Origin of the sequence: Micromonospora sp. CPM1 (assembly GCF_023896895.1) — a bacterium.
Classification (GTDB): Bacteria; Actinomycetota; Actinomycetes; order Mycobacteriales; family Micromonosporaceae; genus Micromonospora; species Micromonospora tulbaghiae.
Map to the genome: position 1 here is coordinate 530,528 of NZ_JAMHIU010000001.1, position 20,384 is coordinate 550,911.

The following is a 20,384-nucleotide window of genomic DNA, read 5'->3' on the forward strand; positions in this document are numbered from 1 at the left end:
AAGAGCGGACTAAGGTCGTCGCATGACGGCCGACTTCGAGACGCAGCTCCGGGCGGTCTCGTTGCGGGTGACCCGGCCCCGCCTGGCAGTGCTGGCCGCGCTGCGCGACCACCCGCACGTCGACACCGACACGGTGATCGCCCTGGTCCGCGCCGACCAGCCCACCGTGTCCCACCAGGCGGTCTACGATGTGCTCCGGGCACTCACCGACGCCGGGCTGATCCGGCGCATCCAGCCGGCCGGCGCCACGGCCCGCTACGAGTCGAGGGTGGGAGACAACCACCACCACGTCGTGTGCCGTTCCTGCGGCGCCATCGCCGACGTCGAGTGCGCCGTCGGCCGCGCCCCCTGTCTCACCGCCTCGGACGACCACGGCTTCGTGGTGGACGAGGCGGAGGTCGTCTACTGGGGCACCTGTCCCGGTTGCGCGGCCGACCGTACCGCCCAGCGATCCGCCAGTTCGGAAGGAAACAGATGAGCGACACCCAGGACAACCGGCCCGTCAGCCCGCAGGGCGTGGACGCCAAGGAGGCGGCCGGCTGCCCGGTCGCGCACGACTCCGTGACCGCGCACGGCAGCGAGAGCGAGAACCCGGCGATCGACTCGCCGACCCCGAAGACCGGCGGTCGTCCGCGCAGCAACCGCGACTGGTGGCCCAACCAGCTCGACCTGTCGGTGCTGCACGCCCACTCCTCCAAGGGCAACCCGCTGGGCCCGGAGTTCAGCTACGCCAGGGAGTTCGCCAAGCTCGACGTCGAGGCGCTCAAGCGGGACATCACCGAGGTCCTCACCACCTCGCAGGACTGGTGGCCGGCCGACTTCGGCCACTACGGCGGTCTGATGATCCGGATGAGCTGGCACGCCGCGGGCACCTACCGCATCGAGGACGGCCGCGGTGGCGCCGGCGACGGCGGGCAGCGGTTCGCCCCGCTGAACAGCTGGCCGGACAACGCCAACCTGGACAAGGCCCGCCGGCTGCTCTGGCCGGTCAAGCAGAAGTACGGCCAGAAGATCTCCTGGGCCGACCTGCTGGTGCTCGCCGGCAACGTGGCCCTGGAGTCGATGGGCTTCAAGACCTTCGGCTTCGGTTTCGGCCGTGAGGACGTCTGGGAGCCGGAGGAGATCTTCTGGGGCCCCGAGGACGCCTGGCTCGGCGACGAGCGCTACTCCTCCGAGAAGGAGATGGTGGCCGGCGTCGGCGCCACCGAGATGGGCCTGATCTACGTCAACCCGGAGGGCCCGCGCGGCAACGCCGACCCGCTCGCCGCGGCGCACTTCATCCGCGAGACGTTCCGCCGGATGGCGATGAACGACGAGGAGACCGTCGCGCTGATCGCCGGCGGCCACACCTTCGGCAAGACCCACGGCGCCGGCCCCGCCGACGGCCACGTCGGCCCCGAGCCGGAGGCCGCGCCGCTGGAGTCGCAGGGCCTGGGCTGGCTGAGCACGTACGGCGAGGGCAAGGGCGGCGACACGATCACCAGCGGTCTCGAGGTGACCTGGACCGACCGCCCGACGCAGTGGAGCAACCGGTTCTTCGAGATCCTCTTCGGCTACGAGTGGGAGCTGACCACCAGCCCCGGTGGCGCCAAGCAGTGGGTCGCCAAGGACGCCGAGGCGATCATCCCGGACGCCCACGACCCGTCGAAGAAGCACCGGCCGACGATGCTGACGACCGACCTGTCGCTGCGGGTCGACCCGGCGTACGAGAAGATCTCGCGCCGGTTCCTGGAGAACCCGGACGAGTTCGCGCTGGCGTTCGCCAAGGCCTGGTACAAGCTGCTGCACCGCGACATGGGCCCGGTCAGCCGCTTCCTCGGCCCGTGGGTGCCCGAGGCCCAGCTCTGGCAGGACCCGGTGCCGGCCGTCGCGCACGAGCTGGTGAACGACGCAGACGTCGCCGCGCTCAAGGCGAAGGTGCTGGAGTCCGGCCTCACCACCGCCCAGCTGGTCTCCACCGCGTGGGCCTCGGCCGCGAGCTACCGCTCCACCGACAAGCGCGGTGGCGCCAACGGCGCGCGGATCCGGCTGGAGCCGCAGCGCAACTGGGAGGTCAACCAGCCGGAGCAGCTCGCCACCGTGCTGAGCACCCTGGAGGGCATCCAGCAGGAGTTCAACGCGGCCGGCGGCGCCCAGATCTCGCTCGCCGACCTGATCGTGCTGGCCGGCTCGGCCGCTGTCGAGCAGGCGGCGCGGGACGCCGGCGTCGAGGTGACGGTGCCGTTCCACGCGGGTCGTACCGACGCCACGCAGGAGCAGACCGACGTCGAGTCGTTCCGGGTGATGGAGCCGCGCGCCGACGGGTTCCGCAACTACCTGCGGCCGGGCGAGAAGACCCAGCCGGAGGTGCTGCTCATCGACCGCGCGTACATGCTGAACCTGACCGCGCCGGAGATGACCGTGCTGGTCGGCGGCCTGCGCGCGCTCGGCAACAACGTCGGCGGCGCCGCGCACGGCGTGCTCACCGACCGGCCCGGCGTGCTCACCAACGACTTCTTCGTCAACCTGCTCTCCCCGGGCACCCGGTGGAAGGCGGCGGAGTCCGAGGAGCACGTGTACGAGATCCGGGACCTGGCGACCGACCAGGTGAAGTGGACCGCCACCGCGGTCGACCTCATCTTCGGCTCCAACTCGCAGCTGCGGGCGCTGGCCGAGGTCTACGCCAGCGACGACGCGCGGGAGAAGTTCGTCCGCGACTTCGTGGCCGCCTGGACGAAGGTCATGGAGCTGGACCGCTTCGACCTGGCCTGATCCGCCGTACCTCCCCGAGCCCCGTTCGCGGGTGGGCCGGTCCGGTCAGTCGTGCAGCGTACGGCTCGGGGGGATGCCGAACACGGACCGGTAGTGGGCGGTGAACCTGCTGTGGCTCAGGAAGCCCCACCGGGTGGCGATCCGGCTGACGGTCTCGCGTCTCGGATCGCCCATCCGCAGCTCCTGGTGCACCCGCTCCAGCCGGATGCGCCGCAGGTAGGCCGCCGGTGTGCTGTCCAGATGCCGCCGGAAGGCCAGTTGCAGGGATCGCACGGACACGGCGGCGGCGACAGCCACATCTGCCGGGCTGATGTCCCGGTGCGCGTTCTCCTCCATGAAGGCGATGGCCCGGCGCAGCGCCGGCGCCGAGGCGTCGCGCCGGTCCTGGCGCGCCGGGTCGGTCAGGGCGGTGTTGGGGAAGACGGCGAGCGCGGCCGCCGCGAGGGTGCGCGCCGCCGTACCGAGCACCAGCGGCTGGCGGCTCGCCTCGGGATTGCCCAGCACGGCATGCCGGACGTAGCGGGCGGCGGACCGCCAGTGCTCGGCCAGGACCGGGGAGGCCGGCTGGAGGTCGGTGAACCGGACCGGCGCGGGCCGGCGTCCGGGAGCGGGGGAGACGACCTGGTGGAGCAGGCCCGCGTCCAACTGGACCAGGAGCACCTCCCCGCATCGCCACCGGATCCGGTACGGACGGCCCGGATTGGCGTTCAGGAACACGTCGCCGGGGCGGAAGGGACGCTGTTCGCCGTCGCTGACACGGCACACCATGCTGCTCGTGCTCTCGCAGACGACAACGGAGTCGAGCTGCTCGACGTCGATACGCAGATCGCCCGACTGGGCGACCCGGTCCATCCGGAACGACCCGGCGTTGAGCCCTGCATATCCCGAATCCCATCAATGGGGCGCGGATCGCCGTGTGGTTGCCGTCGAGGTCGTCCTCGACCACCCGGCAGTTCAGGCAACTGCCCCGCTCGGTGATCCAGACGCCGGCGGTCTGCGTGCCGGTCGACGAGCGCCGCGAGCGCCGGCTGGTCGTCCGTCACCCCGTTGCCGGTCAGGCCGCCGGCATGTGGGCTGTCCGTGAGCGGGATCCACCGACACGGTACGTGCCGGCGGGCCCCCGCCAGGCCCGGATCGGTTCAGGTGGGTGTCACCGGCCCGCAAAGGTTGGAAAATCTGCTCGGAACTTGCGGTCGTCCCGCCAAGCGGTTCGCCGCCTCCCGAGCAGTGGGAACCGACTCTGGGCAGGGCTCGTCCGGTCCGCTGCGGATCGCCGCTGGTGGCAGGGAATCCGTACCGCTTTGTGTTGCCTGCTGGTTTCGAAAACTTTGCCGCAAGCTATTGCAAAGACTTTCATGGATGGCGCATCGTGTTCGTCACCCGGGACGGCCGCCCCACCCCCGCTCACCCTTTCGAACCCACGGAAGAGGTCCCCCAGCCATGCAATCCGCCAGGCCACACCCCCGTGGCCGCGCCGGTCGCCTGCTGCTCGCCGCCGCGCTCGTCGCGGCCGGCGGCACGGTGGCCGTCGCCGCTGCCACCACCGTCCCCGCCCCCGCCCGCGCCGCCGTCGCGCTCAACGACAGCGAGGTGACCGCCAACCTCTGGGAATGGAACTGGACCTCGGTCGCCGCCGCCTGCACCGACCACCTCGGACCGGCCGGTTACGGCGCGGTGCAGGTGGCGCCGCCGCAGGAGTCGGTGAAACTGCCCGCCAGTGCCGACGGCGCGTACCCCTGGTACGAGGTGTACCAACCGGTCTCCTACAAGCTGGACAGCCGGTTCGGCAACCGCCAGCAGTTCGCCGCCATGGTCACCGCGTGCCACGACGCCGGTGTGCGCGTCTACGTCGACGCGGTGGTCAACCACATGGCCGGCACCAACAACCCGGCCGGTACGCGCGGCTACGCCGGCACCGAGTTCTCCGGCTACAGCTACCCGGCCGTGCCGTACGGCGCCGGTGACTTCCACCGCCCCGGCGACAACTGCCCGACCGGCGGCGCGATCAACGACTGGAACAACGAGGCCCAGGTGACCAGCTGCGAGCTGCTGTCGCTGTCCGACCTCTACACCGAGAAGGAAACGGTCCGGAACAAGATCGCGGCGTACCTGAACGATCTGATCGGGCTCGGCGTCGACGGCTTCCGGGTCGACGCGGTCAAGCACATCCGCAAGGACGACTTCGCGGCCGTTCTCGGCAAGCTGGACGACACCGTCGCCGAGGGCCGGCGGCCCTACGTAGCGCAGGAGATCTTCGACGGGGCGAGCAACCCGGCGTTGCAGGCCCGCGCGTACATCGGCAACGGCGACGTGCTCGACTTCGCGTACGCCAAGGGCATCCGCTCGGCGTTCCAGGGCTCCGTCTCGGCGCTGGCGAACGTGCCGAACTGGAACCTCGACGCGCCGAGCGCCAACGTCTTCTCCATGGTCACCAACCACGACCTGGAGCGCGACGGCGTGGTGCTGTCGTACAAGAACGGCACCGACTACGTGCTGGCCAACTACTTCGCGCTGGCGTACCCGCACGGCAAGCCGTCGGTCTACGACAGCTTCACCTGGTCCGACCGCAACCAGTCCCCGCCGCACGACGGCACCGGACGGGTCACCGACGCGGTCTGCGGCGCCGCCTGGAACTGCCTGAGCCGCACCACGGGCGTCAAGGGCATGGTCGGCTGGGCCAACGCCGCCCGGCCGGTGAAGACGGTCTCGGACTTCACCACGGTGAACAGCAACGTGATCGGCTTCCACCGGGGCGACCGGGCGTGGATCGGCATCAACGACTCCGGCTCCGCCACCACCGCCACCTTCGTCACCGGGCTCGCCGACGGCCGGTACTGCGACGTCATCTCCGGCGTCGCCACCGGCAGCGGCTGCACCGGCGGTACGGTGACCGTGTCCGGCGGCCGGGCCACAGTGACCCTCCCGGCAAACGGCGCGGTCGCGATCCACGTGAACGCCCGGCCGGGCGCGAGCCCCTCCCCGTCGGCCTCTCCGACCGCCTCGCCGACCGCGTCGCCCACCGTCAGCCCGGGTGACCGGATCGCCACCACGTTCACCGTCGCCGCGAACCTGGCCGCCGGGCAGGACGTCTACGTCGTCGGCGGCATCCCCGAGCTGGGCTCGTGGACGCCCGCGAACGGCGTCGAGCTCGCCGCGCAGGGCGGCGGCACCTACCGGGCCACGGTCGACCTGCCCCGGTCCACCGGCGTGGAGTTCAAGTTCGTCAAGCTGACCGCCGCCGGAGCGGTCACCTGGGAGTCCGGCGCGAACCGGACGCTCACCACCCCGGCCGGCGGCACGTACGCGGTGACCGAGACGTTCCGCGGTGACACTGTCACCACGGCGGTCGCCACCACGTTCTCCGTCACCGCGACCACCGTCTACGGGCAGAACGTGTTCGTGGTCGGCAACATACCGGCGCTGGGTGGCTGGAACCCGGCCGCCGCCCTGGCGCTCTCGCCGGCCGCCTACCCGGTCTGGCGGGCCACCGTCGACCTGCCCGCCAACACCGCTGTCGAGTACAAGTACGTCAAGAAGAACCCGGACGGCACGGTGACCTGGGAGTCCGGCGCCAACCGGACGCTCACCACGCCGGCCGGCGGCGCCCGCGCCGTCACCGACACCTGGCGCTGACGATCGTGCGGCCCGTCCCCGCCACCCCGGGGGACGGGCCGCATCCGGTCAGGCCCGGACCCGGACCTCGTCATCGGCCCCGGACGCGGTAGCGGCGCCTTCGCGGCCTCCGCCCCGGGCCGCCGCCAGCGCGGCGGCCAGGCACACCACGGCGGCGACCACCAGTGGGGGCCGCCCGCCGACGGCTACCGCCGCCGACCCGAGCGGGATGGCGAGCGTGATCGGGCCGAACATCGCCGTGTTCGCCGTCCCGGCGACCCGCCCGAGCATCGCCGGTGGCGTGCACGTCTGCACGGCGGTGACCGCCGCGACGAGCGTCCACGGCAGACCCACACCTGCCACCACCGAGGCGGCCACGGTGCCCGGCCACCACGGCAGGCAGCGCCCCAGACAGCCGGCTGCGAACAGGACCGCACCCGCGACGCCGACCGCGATCTCGCCGTGGCGACGGGCGAGCCGGCCGACCACGAGCCCGGCGAGCAGCGACCCGGCGCCCTGCGCGCTGGCGAGCACACCGAGGAACGTCGACGGCAGCGCCAGGTCGGTCACCACCACGTCGTACAGCGCCGCGGTGGTGAAGCCGGACATCGCGATGGACACCGCCGCGAGCGTCACGGGTACGCGTACCGCCCGCCGGGCAAGGAGCGCGGCGAGCCCGTCCCGCACTCCCGCCGGGCGTGCGGCCGGGGGAGCGGGGACGGTCCGGGTCAGGCGCAAGGCGCCGTACAGGGCGGCCGCGAGCACCGGTACGGCGGCGGCGAGCACCGCGACGACGTGCCCGCCCCGCCACGCGTACAGGCCCGCGCCGGCCAGCGGCGCCACCAGCTTCATGCCCTCCTGCGCGCTCGACCGCCAGCCGTTGACGTCGGCCAGCCGGGCCGGGGGGAGCGCGGCGGGCAGCAACGCGGTCTCGCCGGCGTCGACGAGCACGTAGCCGACGCCGTAGGCGAGCGAGACGGCGTAGATCAGCCACGCCTGGCCGGGCCCTCGTACCGCCAGCAGGCTCAGCAACGCGGCGGCGAGCGCGAGGTCGACGCCGATCACCAGCCGGCGCCGGGGCACCCGGTCGAGCAGGCCGCCGAGCCACGGTCCGGCCAGCGTCGGCGCGTAGACGCAGAGGCCGGCCAGCGCGGCGAGCCCGGTGGAGCCGGTGAGATCGAGGATCCAGATGCCGGAGACCAGGGCCATGGCGCTGCCGCCGAGGCCGGACAGCAGCGAGACGGCCACGAACAGGAACGCGTTGCGGCGCATGAGTCCCCCGAGAGTTGAGCCTGGAGGACTCATCCTCGGGAGTTGAGTCAGGGCGCGGCAATAGCTTACGCGTGCGTCAATGTTCCGTTGACAGGACTGCCGTGATGCGGCGGGCGGCGTCGCGTACCGGCGCGGGCAGCCGGCGCCCGGCCCCGGCCAGGTCGTCGGCGAGGTGCGTGGCCAGCGCGTACAGCGGCCCGGCCGGTGCGTCGAGCGCGAGCAGGCAGGTGCGGCGCGTCAACGCCGCGCGGGGGAAACGGCCGTCCCACGAGCGGTCCGTCCCGATCCAGCGGTGCAGGTCGGCGACTGCGGCTCGGAGCGCCGGCACGTCGGGGGAGGCGGCCGGGTCGAGCGCGGCCAGGCGGCCTCGCCGGGCCGCCACGAGGCGCTGCCGGCGCTGCTCGGCGGCCTGTCGGCTGCCCAGGCCGAGCGTTCGCGCGATCTCGGCCCAGGTGGCGCCGTCGTGGCGGGCCCGGTCGATCAGGTCCAGTTCGCGGTCGTCCAGCCGGGCCCGGGCCGCGACGATCTCGGACAGGTGGGCCAGGCTCACCCGTCAACGCTACATTGACACCCCTGTGTCGGGCGTCAGTCCTCCGGGACGCCCGGGCCCACCTCGCCGCGCGCCAGGCGCTCGGCGTTGCGGTCGGCCTCGCTCTCCGCGTTCTCCGCCCCGGCGCCCGGATCCCGGGTACGCCGCCCCTCGGCGTCCTGGAACACCTGCCCGCGCTCGAGCGCGCCCTCCTGCTGTCGCTGGAACTGCTGCGGATCAGTCATGACCGTCAGGTGCCCCGGCGGCCGCGCGGCAAACCGGTGCGTCAGCGCGGCGGCGAGACGTACAGGCCCGTCCGGCAGCCGGTCTCGCCCGGTTCCAGCCAGATCCGGTCGTACGCGGGGGATTCGATCTTCCCGGCCGGCGTGCGGACGAGCAGCAGGCAGTCCCGTTCGGCCGGTACGCCGACGGCGGCGACGAGCGCGCCCTCGTGCACCGTCGTGTCGACGGTGATCCAGTCCTGCGGGAAGGCCGCCCGCACGGCGCCCGCCAGCGTGTCCGGGGTGGCGGTGCGCAGCACGGCGGTCAGCCGCTGCCGCCCGTCCTCGGGCACCCTCGGCACCGGCGCGGCGGTGGGCGGCGAGGGAGCGGGGCCGCTCGGACAGTCGATCTCGTGGTACGTCGTGTAGCGGTAGAGCTCGAACTCGTACCGGTAGCAGCGGGCGGCCTCACCGGCGGTGTTGCTAGCGCCGCCGATCGACACCGGCGGCTGCTCCGGCACCGTCACCACGAACCGCACGTCGACTGTGGCCCGCTCGTCCCGGGCGGTGCGGCCGGACCAGGCCAGCGCCTCACGCCGGACCGTCGCACCGCCGCCAGACGCGGCGTCCCGCGGCTCCCGGACGATCTCGGCCGCCGCGATCGACCCGGCGTCGCGTACCCGGTTGCGGTGCCCCAGCTCCGTGTTGAGCTGCTTCGCCTCCACGGCCGCGGCGTCGCGCGCCAGCGTGTCGCCGCTCTCCTCCCCGATCCCCTTCCCGCATCCGGCCGACGCGACGAGGAGCACCGCGAGCGTCCACCGGATCCCCGGGTGACGGGACGGAGGTTTCGGCCCGGTGGCGCTGCGTGTCCGGTTCACCGCGCCGACGGTACCGGCGAACCGGGCGCCGCGCCGCCCCGTACGCGGGGGGCCGTTGGTCCCGGGTCCGACAGGCCCTCGGCCCTGCGACCCGGGCCCGCCCGCGCGGCATGCTGGGGTTGCCCGGCGTGGGCGGCGACGACATGGAGGACGATGTGGTGATCAACGGCGGGCCCGCTACAGCGACGACGCCCACCGAGATCTCTCCGGCCCCCGCGACCGGGCTCGGCTCGGCCGAGGCGGCCGCCCGGCTGCGCGCCGACGGGCCGAACACCGTGGCCGCGCCGCGCAAGCGCGGGTTGGCCGGCCGGGTGTTCCGCCAGCTCACCGACCCGCTGGTGGCGCTCCTGCTGGCCGCCGCCGTGGTGACCACGCTGCTGCGCGACTACCCGGACACCGCCGTGATCGTGCTGGTCGTCCTGATCAACACGGCGATCGGCGTGGTGCAGGAGGTACGCGCCGACCGGGCCGTCGCCGCCCTGGACCGGCTCGCCGCACCGACCGCGCGCGTGGTCCGCGACGGCCGTGACCTCGTGCTGCCCGCGGCCGACCTGGTCCGCGGCGACCTGGTCCGGCTGGAAGCCGGCGACGTGGTGCCCGCCGACCTGGACCTCACCGACGCGGTACGCCTCAGCCTGGACGAGTCGGCGCTGACCGGCGAGTCGGTGCCGGTGGCCCGGGTCGCGGGGGAGGAGGCCAGCGCGGGCACGGTGGTCACCACCGGCCGCGCCACCGGGACCGTGGTGCGCACCGGCGCGGCGAGCGCGCTGGGCCGGATCAGCGCCCTGGTCGCGGCGACCCGGCCGGCGCCCACCCCGCTGCAACGGCGCCTGTCCTCGCTCGGCCGGGTGCTCGGCCTGACCGCCGTGGTGCTCTCCGGGCTGGTCTTCGCCATCGGCGTGCTCGACGGGCGGCCGGTCACGCAGATGGCGGTCACCGCCGTCAGCCTCGTGGTGGCGGCCGTGCCGGAGTCGCTGCCCGCCGTCGTCACGCTCGCGCTCGCCCTCGGCGCCCGCCGCATGGCCGGCAGCCGGGCCATCCCCCGCCGGCTGCACGCGGTGGAGACCCTCGGCTCGGTCACCGTGATCGCCTCCGACAAGACCGGCACGCTCACCGAGGGCCGGATGGCGGTGCAGTACGCCGTCGTCCCCGGCGACGACCGCTACGCCGTCACCGGCACCGGCTACGCGCCCGACGGCGAGGTGCACCACCGGGGCGAACCGGTGAGCGCCCCGGACGAGCTGCGCGCCCTCGCCCGCGCCGGGCTGCTCTGCAACGACGCCACGGTGACGCCGCCGACCGACGAGCGGCCGGAGTGGACCGCGATCGGTGACCCGCTGGAGGCGGCGCTGGTCACGTTCGGCGCCCGCTGCGGGCTGGACCCGGACACCACCCGCGACGCCTGGCCCCGCGTGGCGGAGGCGCCGTTCGACCAGGACCTGCGTCGGATGACCACGGTGCACCGCCGCTGCGACGGGCGCTACCTGGTGGTCTGCAAGGGCGCGCCGGAGAACCTGCTGGCCGCGCCGCTGGTGGACGCCGACGCCGGGGAACTGGCCGAGCTGACCGACGCCGCGCACCGGCTCGCCACCGAAGGGCTGCGGGTGCTGGCGGTGGCGTCGGCGGTGGTCGACACCCCGCCGGACCCGGCCCGGCCGGCCGGCCTGCGCCCGCTGGGTCTGGTCGCGGTCGGCGACCCGCTGCGCGCGGCGGCACCCAGCATCGCCGCGGGCTTCGAGGAGGCCGGCATCCGGCTGGTCCTCATCACCGGCGACCACCCGGCGACCGCCGCCGCCATCGGCGGGCGGCTCGGGCTCTGGCGCGACGGCGACCCGCTGGCCAACGGCGACGACGGCGACCCCGGCCGCGCCCACCCCGAGACCCGGGTGTACGCGCGGACCCAGCCGGAACAGAAGCTCGACATCATCGCCGGCCTGCAGACCCGGGGGCACGTGGTGGCGATGACCGGCGACGGCGTCAACGACGCCCCGGCGCTGCGCCGCGCGGACATCGGCGTGGCCATGGGCGGCGGCACCGAGGTGGCCCGGCAGGCCTCCGACCTGGTGCTCGTCGACGACGACCTGACCACCGTGGCGACCGCAATCGGCGAGGGCCGCCGGATCTACGACAACATCCGCCGGTTCCTGCGCTACGCGCTCGCCGGTGGCGTCGCCGAGATCGCGGTGATGCTGCTCGGCCCGCTGTTCGGCCTGCCGGTGCCGCTGCTGCCGGCGCAGATCCTCTGGATCAACCTGCTCACCCACGGCGTACCCGGGGTGGCGCTCGGCGCGGAGCCGGCCGAGCCGGGCACGCTGCGCCGGCCGCCCCGCTCACCGCAGGAGTCGGTGCTCGGCGCCGGCCTGGGCCGGGACGTGCTGGTCACCGGCGGGCTGATCGCCGCGGCGACGCTCGGTGCCGGCGTGTGGGCCGCGGCGGCCGACCGGCCGTGGCAGTCGGTGGTGTTCGTGGTACTCGGCCTGGCCCAGCTCGGCGTGGCGCTGGCGGTCCGCGCGATCCGTACCCCGGGCTCCCGCGAGCGCAACCTCGCGCTGCCGGTGGCGGTCGCGATCTCCGCTGTGCTCCAGGTGGCGGGTGTGCTGCTGCCGCCGCTGCGGGAGCTGCTCGGCACGTCCCCGCTCAGCGCGCTCGACCTGCTCGCCTGCGCCGCGATCGGCGTGCTGCCCGGGCTGGTGCTGCGGCTGACCCGCCGCTTCCGCGGGAGCAACGCCCCGCGGGCCGGGACCAACGACCCCCACGCCGGGACCGCCGGCCCTGCCGGGCCGGCCGCCGGACGGGCAGGCTGAGGACGAGTGAAGGAGGACGTCATGACGATCCACTCGCAGGCCCCCGTCGTGGTGGGCGTGGACGGCTCCGCCGCCTCGCTGGACGCGGTCCGGGTGGCCGCCCGCGAGGCCGCCGAACGGAACCGGCCGCTGCAGGTGGTGCACGCGTTCATCTGGCCGCTGACCCGCGCGCCGCTCACTCCGGCCCCGGGTGCGCCCGCCGGCGCCGGCCTGCGCAACCAGGCCGAACGGGTTGTCGCTGAGGCGGTCGCCGAGGTCGGCAAGGTCGCCCCGGAGGTGCCGGTCACCGGCGTGGTGGTCGACGGCGCGCCGGCGGCGGTGCTGGTCGCCGAGTCCCGCGAGGCGGCGCTGATCGTGCTCGGTCACCGCGGGCTGGGCGGGTTCGCCGGCCTGCTGATCGGCTCGGTCACGCTCCAGGTGTCGGCCCGCGCGCACTGCCCGGTGCTGGTGACACGCGGCGAGGCGCGCGCCGACGGCCCGGTCGTGGTCGGTGTGGACGGCTCCGAGCTGTCCACCGCGGCGGTCGGGTTCGCGTACGAGGAGGCCGCCCGCCGGGGCGCGTCGCTGATCGTGGTGCACGCCTGGCTGTACCCCACTCCGATCGGCCCCGGCGACATCCTTCCGCTGGTGTACGACCCCGAGGCCTTCGCCGAGGAGTCCCGGCGGGTCGTCGCCGAGTCGATCGCCGGATGGGCCGAGCGTTACCCGGACGTGCCGGTGCGGCAGCGGTCGATCCGCGGCGCCCCGGCCCGGGTGCTGGTGGAGGAGTCGAAGGACGCCCAGCTGGTGGTGGTCGGCGCGCACGGCCGTGGCGCCCTGGGCGGGCTGCTGCTGGGCTCGGTCAGCCACGCGGTGCTGCACCACGCCCACTCGCCGCTGGTGATCGTCCGCGACGGCGCCTGACGCGACAACGCCTGACGCCGCGACGGCGTCAGGCGCTGCGGACCGTGGTGAGGTCGGCCAGCCCGGAGATGGTCAGCAGCGGCTCCAGCAGCGGGCCGGCGATCAGCGCGATCCGGTCGGCGTGCGGGAACAACGCGGCCAGCCCGGCGCTGTCCAGGTACTCCACCTTGCTGAGGTCCACGACCAGAGGCTCACCGTCGGGGCGTACCGCTTCGGCCAGCGCGTCGGCGAAGGTGGACGCGTTGCTCATGTCGATCTCGCCGACGGCGGCCAGCACGCGGGCGCCGTCGGGACTGTCGCTCGTCGTCAGGGTCAGAGACGTGCTCATGGCGTGATCCTCGCCTGCATGTCGACTGTGGTGCCGGTGGCTCCCGGGGTGACGCTGATGTCGTCCATCAACGCGCGCATGAGCACGATTCCCCGGCCGCGGTGCGGGTCGGGAGGCCGGTTCCGGTCCCGCCACCGGCCGCTGTCGGTGACGCTCAGGCGCAGGTCGCCGGCCGTGGCGGCGGCGCGCAGCCGGATCCGCCCGCCCGGATCGTCGCGGTGCCCGTGCTCGATCGCGTTGGCGCACGCCTCCCCGGCCGCCACCAGGATGTTGTAGGCGTGGGCCGGGGCCAGCCCACAGCGGTCCAGCCATCCCCGCAGCGCGGTGCGGACCTCGGCCAGCCGGGTCGACTCGGCCGGGAACTCCAGCTCCAGCGGCCCGGGGTGGCGGTAGAGCAACAGCGCCACGTCGTCGTGGTAGCCGCCGTCCGGGGCGAGCCGCTCCATGATCTCGGTCGCCAGGACCTCGACCGGCGCGTGGTGTCCCTGCTGGATGGCGTCGGTGGCGCGGGCGATGCCGGCCGTGATCGGCTGGCGGCGGCGTTCCACCAGGCCGTCGGTGTAGAGCATCAGGGTGGCGCGCGGCTGCACCGTCGCCTCCGCCTCCGGGCGTTCCTCACCCGGACGTACGGCCAGTGGCCGGGACCGGCCGTGTCGCAGCAGCTCGGGAGTGCCGTCGGCGCGGACCACGATGGCCGGCGGGTGACCGGCGCTGGAGTAGCGCATCAGGCCGGTGGCCGGGTCCAGCACGCCGCAGAAGACGGTGGCGCAGGAGGCACCGGGCAGCAGCGCGGCGAACCGGTCCATGGCCACGAGCGTGCGGGCCGGGTTCGGGTCCTGCAACAGCAGGGCGCGGCAGGCGCTGCGCAGCTGCCCCATCACCGTCGCGGCCTGAAGGCCGTGGCCCACGCAGTCGCCGACCACGATGCCGATGCGTCCGTCCGGCAGCTCGACGGTGTCGTACCAGTCGCCGCCGACCTTGAGCGGCATCGCGGCGGGGGAGTACCGGACCGCGAAGCCGGCGGGCAGCTGCGCCGGACCGAGGATGGCCCGTTGCAGAGCCAGCGCGGTCTCCCGCTGCTGGTCGATCTGGTGCACCCGGTGCAGCCCCTGGCCGATGTGGCCGGCCAGCAGCGCCAGCAGGGTCTGGTCCTGTTCGGTGAAGGGCCGCTTCTCGCCCAGGTCGATCCAGAGCGCCATGGTGCCGTACGGGTGCTCGACGGCGATCCCGGCGCCGTGCGTACGCGTCGCCACCGGCGTCAGCAGCGGGGTGTCCCGCAGCGCGAGCAACGCCTGCCGGCGCTCCTGCGGCAACGTGTCCCAGCGTGCCGCCGGGTCGGTGGCGGTCACCTCGGGGGCGGGCAGGTCGCCGAAGACGGCGGTGAGCACGCCGGCGGCCCGCCACAGCTTGCGCAGCTCGTCCAGCACCCCGAGCAGCGCGTCGGTGAGGTCGTCCGCCTGCGACAGCCGCATGCTGAGCCCGGCCAGGGCGGTCTCCCGCTGCACGGCGTAGTGCTCGGCGGTCACGTCGCGGAACGTGCCGACGATCATCCGGCGGCCGCTGTCCGGGTCGTCGACCTGGTTGAACGCGGCCGAGATCCAGATCCGGTGCCCGTCGCTGTGGGTGACCGGCACGGTGTACGTGCCCCGGGTCTGCCCCACGAGCGTCGAGAACGCGGCCGCCACCTGGCGGTGCGCCTCGGGCTCGGCCTCCCGGTCCGGCCACCAGGGGTGCACCGCCGGGTAGGGCAGCCCTTCGGTGCCGTAGCCGAGGATGCCGGTGAACGCCGCGTTGATCTCGACGACCGCGCCGTCCTCGTCGCAGACGAAGAACGCCTCCTGCAACGAGTCGACGAGTGCGGTACGCCAGCGGGCGTGGTGGTTGCGCAGCCGGGCCAGCTCCACGTTCGCGCGTACGCGGGCCAGCAGCTCGGCGGCCGGGAACGGCTTGACCAGGTAGTCGTCGGCGCCGGCCTCCAGCCCTTCGATCGAGGCCTCCTGACCGGCGCGGGCGGACAGCAGCAGCACCGGAGTGCCGGCCGTGCGCTGGTCGGCGCGCAGCGCGGCCACCAGTTGCAGGCCGTCGAGCCGGGGCATCATCACGTCGCTGACCACCAGGTCGGGGGTGTGCGCGCGGGCGGCGTCCAGCGCGGCCCGCCCGTCGGCGACCGCCTGCACCTCGTGCCCGGCCGAGCGCAGCAGCCGGGTGAGGTACTCCCGCATGTCGGCGTTGTCGTCGGCCACCAGGACGCGGGCCGGCGCCCCGCCGGGCAGCGGCTGCACCGGCCCGTCGGCCGGGGTGTCCTCGCCGACGGCGTCGCCCGGGTCGGCGGGCAGCCAGCGCAGCGCCTCCTGCACGAACGGCTCGGCCGACGCCGGCGTCCGGCCGCTGCCCGCCGGGGCGAGCGCGTCGGCGGGCAGGTGCGCGGTGCCGAACGGCAACCGGATCGTGAAGGTGGTGCCCCGGCCCACCGCGCTGTCCGCGTCGATGTCGCCGCCGTGCAGCATGACCAGCTCCTTGACCAGAGCGAGGCCGATCCCGCTGCCCTCGTCGGAACGGGAGCGGGCGTTCTCGATGCGGTGGAACCGCTCGAACAGGCGCGGCATCTCGTCGGCGGGGACGCCGATGCCGGTGTCGGAGATCCGCAGCACCGCCGAGTCGCCCTCGTCGCGTAGCTCCACCCGGATCGTGCCGTCGAAGGTGAACTTCAGCGCGTTGCTGAGCAGGTTGAGCACCACCTTCTCCCACATGCCGCGGTCCAGGTGCACCGGCTCGGACAGGGGCGGGCAGTCCACCTCGAAGGACAGGCCGGCCCGTTCGATCGCCGACCGGAAGACGCTCGCCAGGTCGGCGGTCACGGCGGCCAGGTCCACCGGCTCGTAGCGGGCCTGCATCCGCCCGGCCTCGATCCGGGAGAAGTCGAGCAGGCTGTTGACCAGCTTGCCCAGGCGCAGCCCGTTGCGGCGGATCACGTCCAGCTCGGCGCGGACCCGCTCGTCGGCACCCTGCAACCGGCCGCGCAGCTCGTCCAGCGGGCCCATGATCAGGGTGAGCGGGGTGCGGAACTCGTGGCTGATGTTGGAGAAGAACGCGGTCTTCGCGCGGTCCAGCTCGGCGAGCTCCTCGGCCCGCCGCTGCTGCGCCTGGTAGCTGCGGGCGCTGGCGATGCCGGTGGCGAGGTGCCCGGCGGTCAGCTCGACGAAGCCGCGGTACCCGTCGTCCAGCGCCCGGTAGCGGTTCAGCCCGGCGACCAGGAACCCGTACGGCGCCCCGCCCTGCTGCCGCAGCGGCACCAGGAGCGCCTCGGTCGGCGCGGCGGGCCAGACACCCGCCGGCAGGTCCGTGAAGGCGGGGCCGTCGAGCGCGACCCGCACCGGATCGCCCTCGGTCAGGGCGCCGGCCGGCCACGGGGCGGCCGGGTCGCCGGGGGACAGCGTGGCCGGGGCCGCCGGGTGGTCCGCCGCCAGCCCGGTCGCCTCCACCAGCCGGGCACCGCCGTCGTCGTCGTACAGGTAGGTGAGGGTGAACGGCAGGTCCTGCGGGTTGCGCGCCAGCTGGCGGCTGACGAACGCGAGCGTCTCCTGCTCGGTGCGGATGACGCTCGGGTCCGAGCCGAGGTCGCGCAGCGTGGCCATCCGCCGCTCACCGATGACCCGCTCGGTGTCCTCGCTGACCACGCAGAGCATCCCGACCAGGCTGCCGTCGTCGGCGCGCAACGGGCTGTAGGAGAACGTGTGGTACGTCTCCTCGCGGTAGCCGGCCCGCTCCAGGAACAGCAGCAGCCCCTCGTCCCAGGTCGCCTCGCCGGTGCGCAGGACGGTGTCGACGCGGGGGCCGATGTCGTCCCAGATCTCCGCCCACACCTCGTTCGCCGGGCGCCCCAGCGCCCACGGGTACTTGCGGCCGAGCGTGTCCCGCCGGTAGGCGGCGTTGCAGAAGAAGATGAGCTGCGGACCCCAGGCCATCCACATCGGGAACCGGGAGGACAGCAGGATCCGCACCGCGGTCCGCAGGCTCTGCGGCCAGGTGTCCGGCGGGCCCAGGGGGTGCGCCGACCAGTCGACCCGCGCCAGGTCCGGCCCGATCTCCCCGTCGACGGCGAAGACGTCGGCACGCGTACGCGGGTCGGTGTCAGCGCCGCTCATCGCACGAGTCTCCCCCACCCCACCCGATCCCGCTCGTCCGGGCCGCGTCGCACCGCGGCCCGCGGTCGCTTCTTGCCCCGTGGCGCCCCCGGCACTCCACCCGGGGCGGGGAGATCTGACTCACGTGACGGCGGCGGGCCAGGGCAGGGGGACGTGACGACCGCAAAACGAAAGGCAAGGAGACAGGTCTCCTCGCCACTATCAACATATATCGCACCCCGGGTCTTGCCGCAAGGCCCCGGTCATGCCGCACAATCATCGGCCGATGCGGATTGAGCTGCGAAAACGGGGGCACGGCATGACCGGACGGTATGTGTGGGAACTGCACGAGGTCGACGAGACGCGGATCGGCGCGGTCGGCGGCAAGGGCGCGCATCTGGGGGCGCTGACGCGGATCGAGGGGGTGCGCGTACCTCCTGGTTTCTGCGTCACGACGGACGCCTTCCGGCTGGTGGCGCGGGCGCCGTCGCTGGCCGGCCCGCTGGACCGGCTCGCCGGCGCGGACGCGGACGACCCGGCGGCGATCCGGGCGGCCGCCGCCGAGGTCCGTCGCGCCGTCGAGCGGACCGCGCTGCCCGCCGACGTGGCGGCGGCGGTCACCGGCGCGCTGTCCCGGCTCGGTCCGGACGCGGCGTACGCGGTGCGGTCCAGCGCGACGGCGGAGGACCTGCCGACCGCCTCGTTCGCGGGCCAGCAGGACACCTACCTGAACGTGGTGGGCACGGCCGAGGTGCTGCGGCACGTCAGCCGCTGCTGGGCCTCGCTGTTCACCGACCGGGCGGTGACCTACCGGCGGCGCCACGGCATCGACGACCGGGCCGTGGACATGGCCGTGGTGGTGCAGCGGATGGTCTTCCCGGACGCGGCCGGGATCATGTTCACCGCCGACCCGGTCACCGGGAACCGGACGGTGGTGTCGGTGGAGGCCGGCTTCGGTCTCGGCGAGGCCCTGGTCTCCGGCCTGGTGAACCCGGACGTCTTCACGGTGCGCGACGGCGCGGTGGTGGGCCGGGCGATCGGCGCGAAGTCACGGGCGGTGCACGCGGCGCCCGGCGGCGGCACCCGGCTCACGCCCGTCGACCCGGCGCGGCAGGCGTCTGCCGCGCTGACCGACGCGCAGGCGGTACGCCTCGCCGCACTGGGCCGGCGGATCGAGGCGCGCTTCGGCCGCCCGCAGGACATCGAGTGGGCCGTGACCGGGGACGACGTCCACATCCTCCAGAGCCGGCCGATCACCACGCTGTTCCCGGTGCCGGCGGCCGCCGCCGACGGGCGGTTCCACGTCTACCTGTCGGTCGGCCACCAGCAGATGATGACCGACGCCATGAAGCCGCTGGGCCTGTCGATGTGGCGGCTCACCGCCATGGCGCCGATGCACGAGGCGGGCGGCCGGCTGTTCGTCGACGCCACGCCGCACCTGTCCACCCCGGCGGGCCGTACCGCGTTCCTGGGCATGATCGGCCGGGCCGACCCGCTCACCCGGGACGCGCTGGAGACGGTCCTCGCCCGCGACGTCCTGCCGGTCGCGCCGGACCCGGCCCCGGCCGGCCCGCCCGCGGGCGGGCCGCCACAGCCGGTCGCCACCGACCCGGCGATCGTCGCCACGCTCGTCGAGCGCAGCCAGGCGTCCGTCGCCGCCCTGCGCCGCGACGTCAGCACCCGGTCCGGACCCGAGCTGTTCGACTTCCTGACCGAGGCGTTCGCCGAGCACAAGCGGGTGCTCACCGATCCGCTGAGCGGCCAGGCGATCATGGCGGGGATGCAGGCCACCTGGTGGCTCAACGACAAGCTGGGAGAGTGGCTCGGCGAGCGCGACGCGGCCGACACGCTCACGCTGTCCGCGCCCGGCAACGTCACCTCCGAGATGGGGCTCGCGCTGCTCGACGTGGCCGACGTGATCCGCGCGTACCCCGAGGTGGTGGCGTTCCTGCGGGACGTCGCCGACGACGGGTTCCTGGACGACCTGCCGAAGCTGCCGGGCGGCCCGGAGGCGCGCGAGGCCATCGAGGGCTACCTCGACCGGTACGGCATGCGCTGCGTCGGCGAGATCGACATCACCCGGCCGCGGTGGAGCGAACGCCCGGCCACGCTGGTGCCGCTGATCCTGGACAACGTCCGCAACTTCGCCCCGGGCGCTGCCGCGCGCCGCTTCGCGCAGGGCCGGGAGCGGGCCGAGGCGAAGGCACGGGAGGTGCTCGACCGCCTGCGCGCGCTGCCCGACGGTGAGCGCAAGGCCGCCGAGACGCAGGCGATGATCGAGCGGGTACGGACGTTCGTCGGCTACCGGGAGTACCCGAAGTACGACATCGTGAGCCGCTACGCCGTCTACAAGCAGGCGCTCATGGCCGAGGCCGGCCGGCTCGCCCGCGCCGGTGTGCTCGCCGCCGCCGAGGACGTCTTCTACCTGACGTTCGACGAGTTCCGCGAGGTCGCGGCCACCGGCCGGGTCGACGCCGGGCTGATCCGCGGGCGCCGGGAGGAGTTCCGGGCGCACCAGGCGCTCACTCCGCCCCGGGTCCTCACCTCCGAGGGCGAGGCGATCAACGGCTCGTACCGGCGCGACGACGCTCCCGCCGGCGCCCTGGTCGGGCTGCCGGTCTCGGCCGGCGTCGTCGAGGGACGGGCGCGGGTCGTGACGGACCTGGCCGGCGCCGACCTGGAGCCGGGCGACATCCTCGTCACCGCGCACACCGACCCGAGCTGGACGCCGCTGTTCGTGGGCGCCGCGGGCCTGGTGACGGAGGTGGGCGGCCTGATGACGCACGGCGCGGTGATCGCCCGGGAGTACGGCCTGCCGGCCGTGGTGGCGGTGCCGGACGCGACCCGGCTGATCCGCGACGGCGGGCGGATCCGGGTGCACGGCAGCGACGGGTACGTGGAGCTGCTGTCCTGACCGGCGCGGCATGCTCGATGATGGAGATTCGGCCAGCGGGAGGGCACG

Annotated in this window: 13 protein-coding genes; 6 read left to right on the plus strand and 7 right to left on the minus strand. The window is 74.2% G+C overall.

What is annotated here, in order from left to right:
• Window positions 1-22: 22 nt before the first annotated feature.
• Window positions 23-478, plus strand: coding sequence for a Fur family transcriptional regulator (locus tag M8C11_RS02010; protein WP_091417126.1), 456 nt, complete (start codon window positions 23-25; stop codon window positions 476-478).
• Complete coding sequence (katG, locus tag M8C11_RS02015; protein ID WP_252448072.1) at window positions 475-2,751, plus strand: catalase/peroxidase HPI; 2,277 nt, start codon at window positions 475-477, stop codon at window positions 2,749-2,751. Before M8C11_RS02010 ends, katG begins: the two co-directional genes overlap by 4 nt.
• 45 nt (window positions 2,752-2,796) lie before the next feature.
• Here katG and M8C11_RS02020 read toward each other — a convergent pair whose 3' ends face one another.
• Window positions 2,797-3,603, minus strand: coding sequence for a helix-turn-helix transcriptional regulator (locus M8C11_RS02020; RefSeq protein WP_252448073.1), 807 nt, complete (start codon window positions 3,601-3,603; stop codon window positions 2,797-2,799).
• Between the two features lie 588 nt (window positions 3,604-4,191).
• Between M8C11_RS02020 and M8C11_RS02025 the strand changes: the two genes are divergently transcribed.
• Window positions 4,192-6,384, plus strand: coding sequence for a carbohydrate-binding module family 20 domain-containing protein (locus M8C11_RS02025; protein WP_252448074.1), 2,193 nt, complete (start codon window positions 4,192-4,194; stop codon window positions 6,382-6,384).
• Window positions 6,385-6,432: 48 nt separating this feature from the next.
• Here M8C11_RS02025 and M8C11_RS02030 read toward each other — a convergent pair whose 3' ends face one another.
• The 4 genes from M8C11_RS02030 to M8C11_RS02045 all read right to left on the minus strand — a co-directional run bounded on the left by M8C11_RS02030 (window position 6,433) and on the right by M8C11_RS02045 (window position 9,263).
• Window positions 6,433-7,635 carry an MFS transporter gene (locus M8C11_RS02030; RefSeq protein ID WP_252448075.1) on the minus strand — a complete coding sequence of 401 codons (1,203 nt, stop codon included), beginning with the start codon at window positions 7,633-7,635 and terminating at the stop codon, window positions 6,433-6,435.
• 76 nt (window positions 7,636-7,711) lie between these two features.
• The gene (locus tag M8C11_RS02035) at window positions 7,712-8,185 is read right to left on the minus strand and encodes a hypothetical protein (RefSeq protein ID WP_252448076.1); all 474 of its coding nucleotides are present in this window, start codon (window positions 8,183-8,185) and stop codon (window positions 7,712-7,714) included.
• A 35-nt stretch (window positions 8,186-8,220) separates the two neighbouring features.
• Window positions 8,221-8,409, minus strand: coding sequence for a ribonuclease (locus M8C11_RS02040; RefSeq protein WP_252448077.1), 189 nt, complete (start codon window positions 8,407-8,409; stop codon window positions 8,221-8,223).
• A gap of 41 nt (window positions 8,410-8,450) precedes the next feature.
• Complete coding sequence (locus tag M8C11_RS02045; RefSeq protein WP_252448078.1) at window positions 8,451-9,263, minus strand: hypothetical protein; 813 nt, start codon at window positions 9,261-9,263, stop codon at window positions 8,451-8,453.
• 110 nt (window positions 9,264-9,373) lie between these two features.
• On the opposite strand from M8C11_RS02045, the gene M8C11_RS02050 reads away from it, so the two are divergent.
• Window positions 9,374-12,067: a cation-transporting P-type ATPase gene (locus M8C11_RS02050; protein ID WP_308212711.1), complete on the plus strand. Its 2,694-nt coding sequence runs from the start codon at window positions 9,374-9,376 to the stop codon at window positions 12,065-12,067.
• Between the two features lie 21 nt (window positions 12,068-12,088).
• Entirely contained in the window at window positions 12,089-12,970 is an 882-nt protein-coding gene (locus tag M8C11_RS02055) for a universal stress protein (protein ID WP_252448080.1), read from the plus strand.
• A gap of 28 nt (window positions 12,971-12,998) precedes the next feature.
• Here the strand turns inward: M8C11_RS02055 and M8C11_RS02060 are convergent, their stop codons facing one another.
• Together M8C11_RS02060 and M8C11_RS02065 are read right to left on the minus strand one after the other, a co-directional pair.
• A complete protein-coding gene (locus M8C11_RS02060; protein ID WP_252448081.1) occupies window positions 12,999-13,298 on the minus strand; it encodes an STAS domain-containing protein in 300 nt (99 codons plus the stop codon).
• Window positions 13,295-17,443: a SpoIIE family protein phosphatase gene (locus M8C11_RS02065; RefSeq protein WP_252448082.1), complete on the minus strand. Its 4,149-nt coding sequence runs from the start codon at window positions 17,441-17,443 to the stop codon at window positions 13,295-13,297. Before M8C11_RS02065 ends, M8C11_RS02060 begins: the two co-directional genes overlap by 4 nt.
• 298 nt (window positions 17,444-17,741) lie before the next feature.
• On the opposite strand from M8C11_RS02065, the gene rph reads away from it, so the two are divergent.
• On the plus strand, window positions 17,742-20,336 hold the full coding sequence (gene rph, locus M8C11_RS02070; protein ID WP_252448083.1) for a rifamycin-inactivating phosphotransferase: 2,595 nt from the start codon (window positions 17,742-17,744) through the stop codon (window positions 20,334-20,336).
• Window positions 20,337-20,384 lie beyond the last annotated feature (48 nt).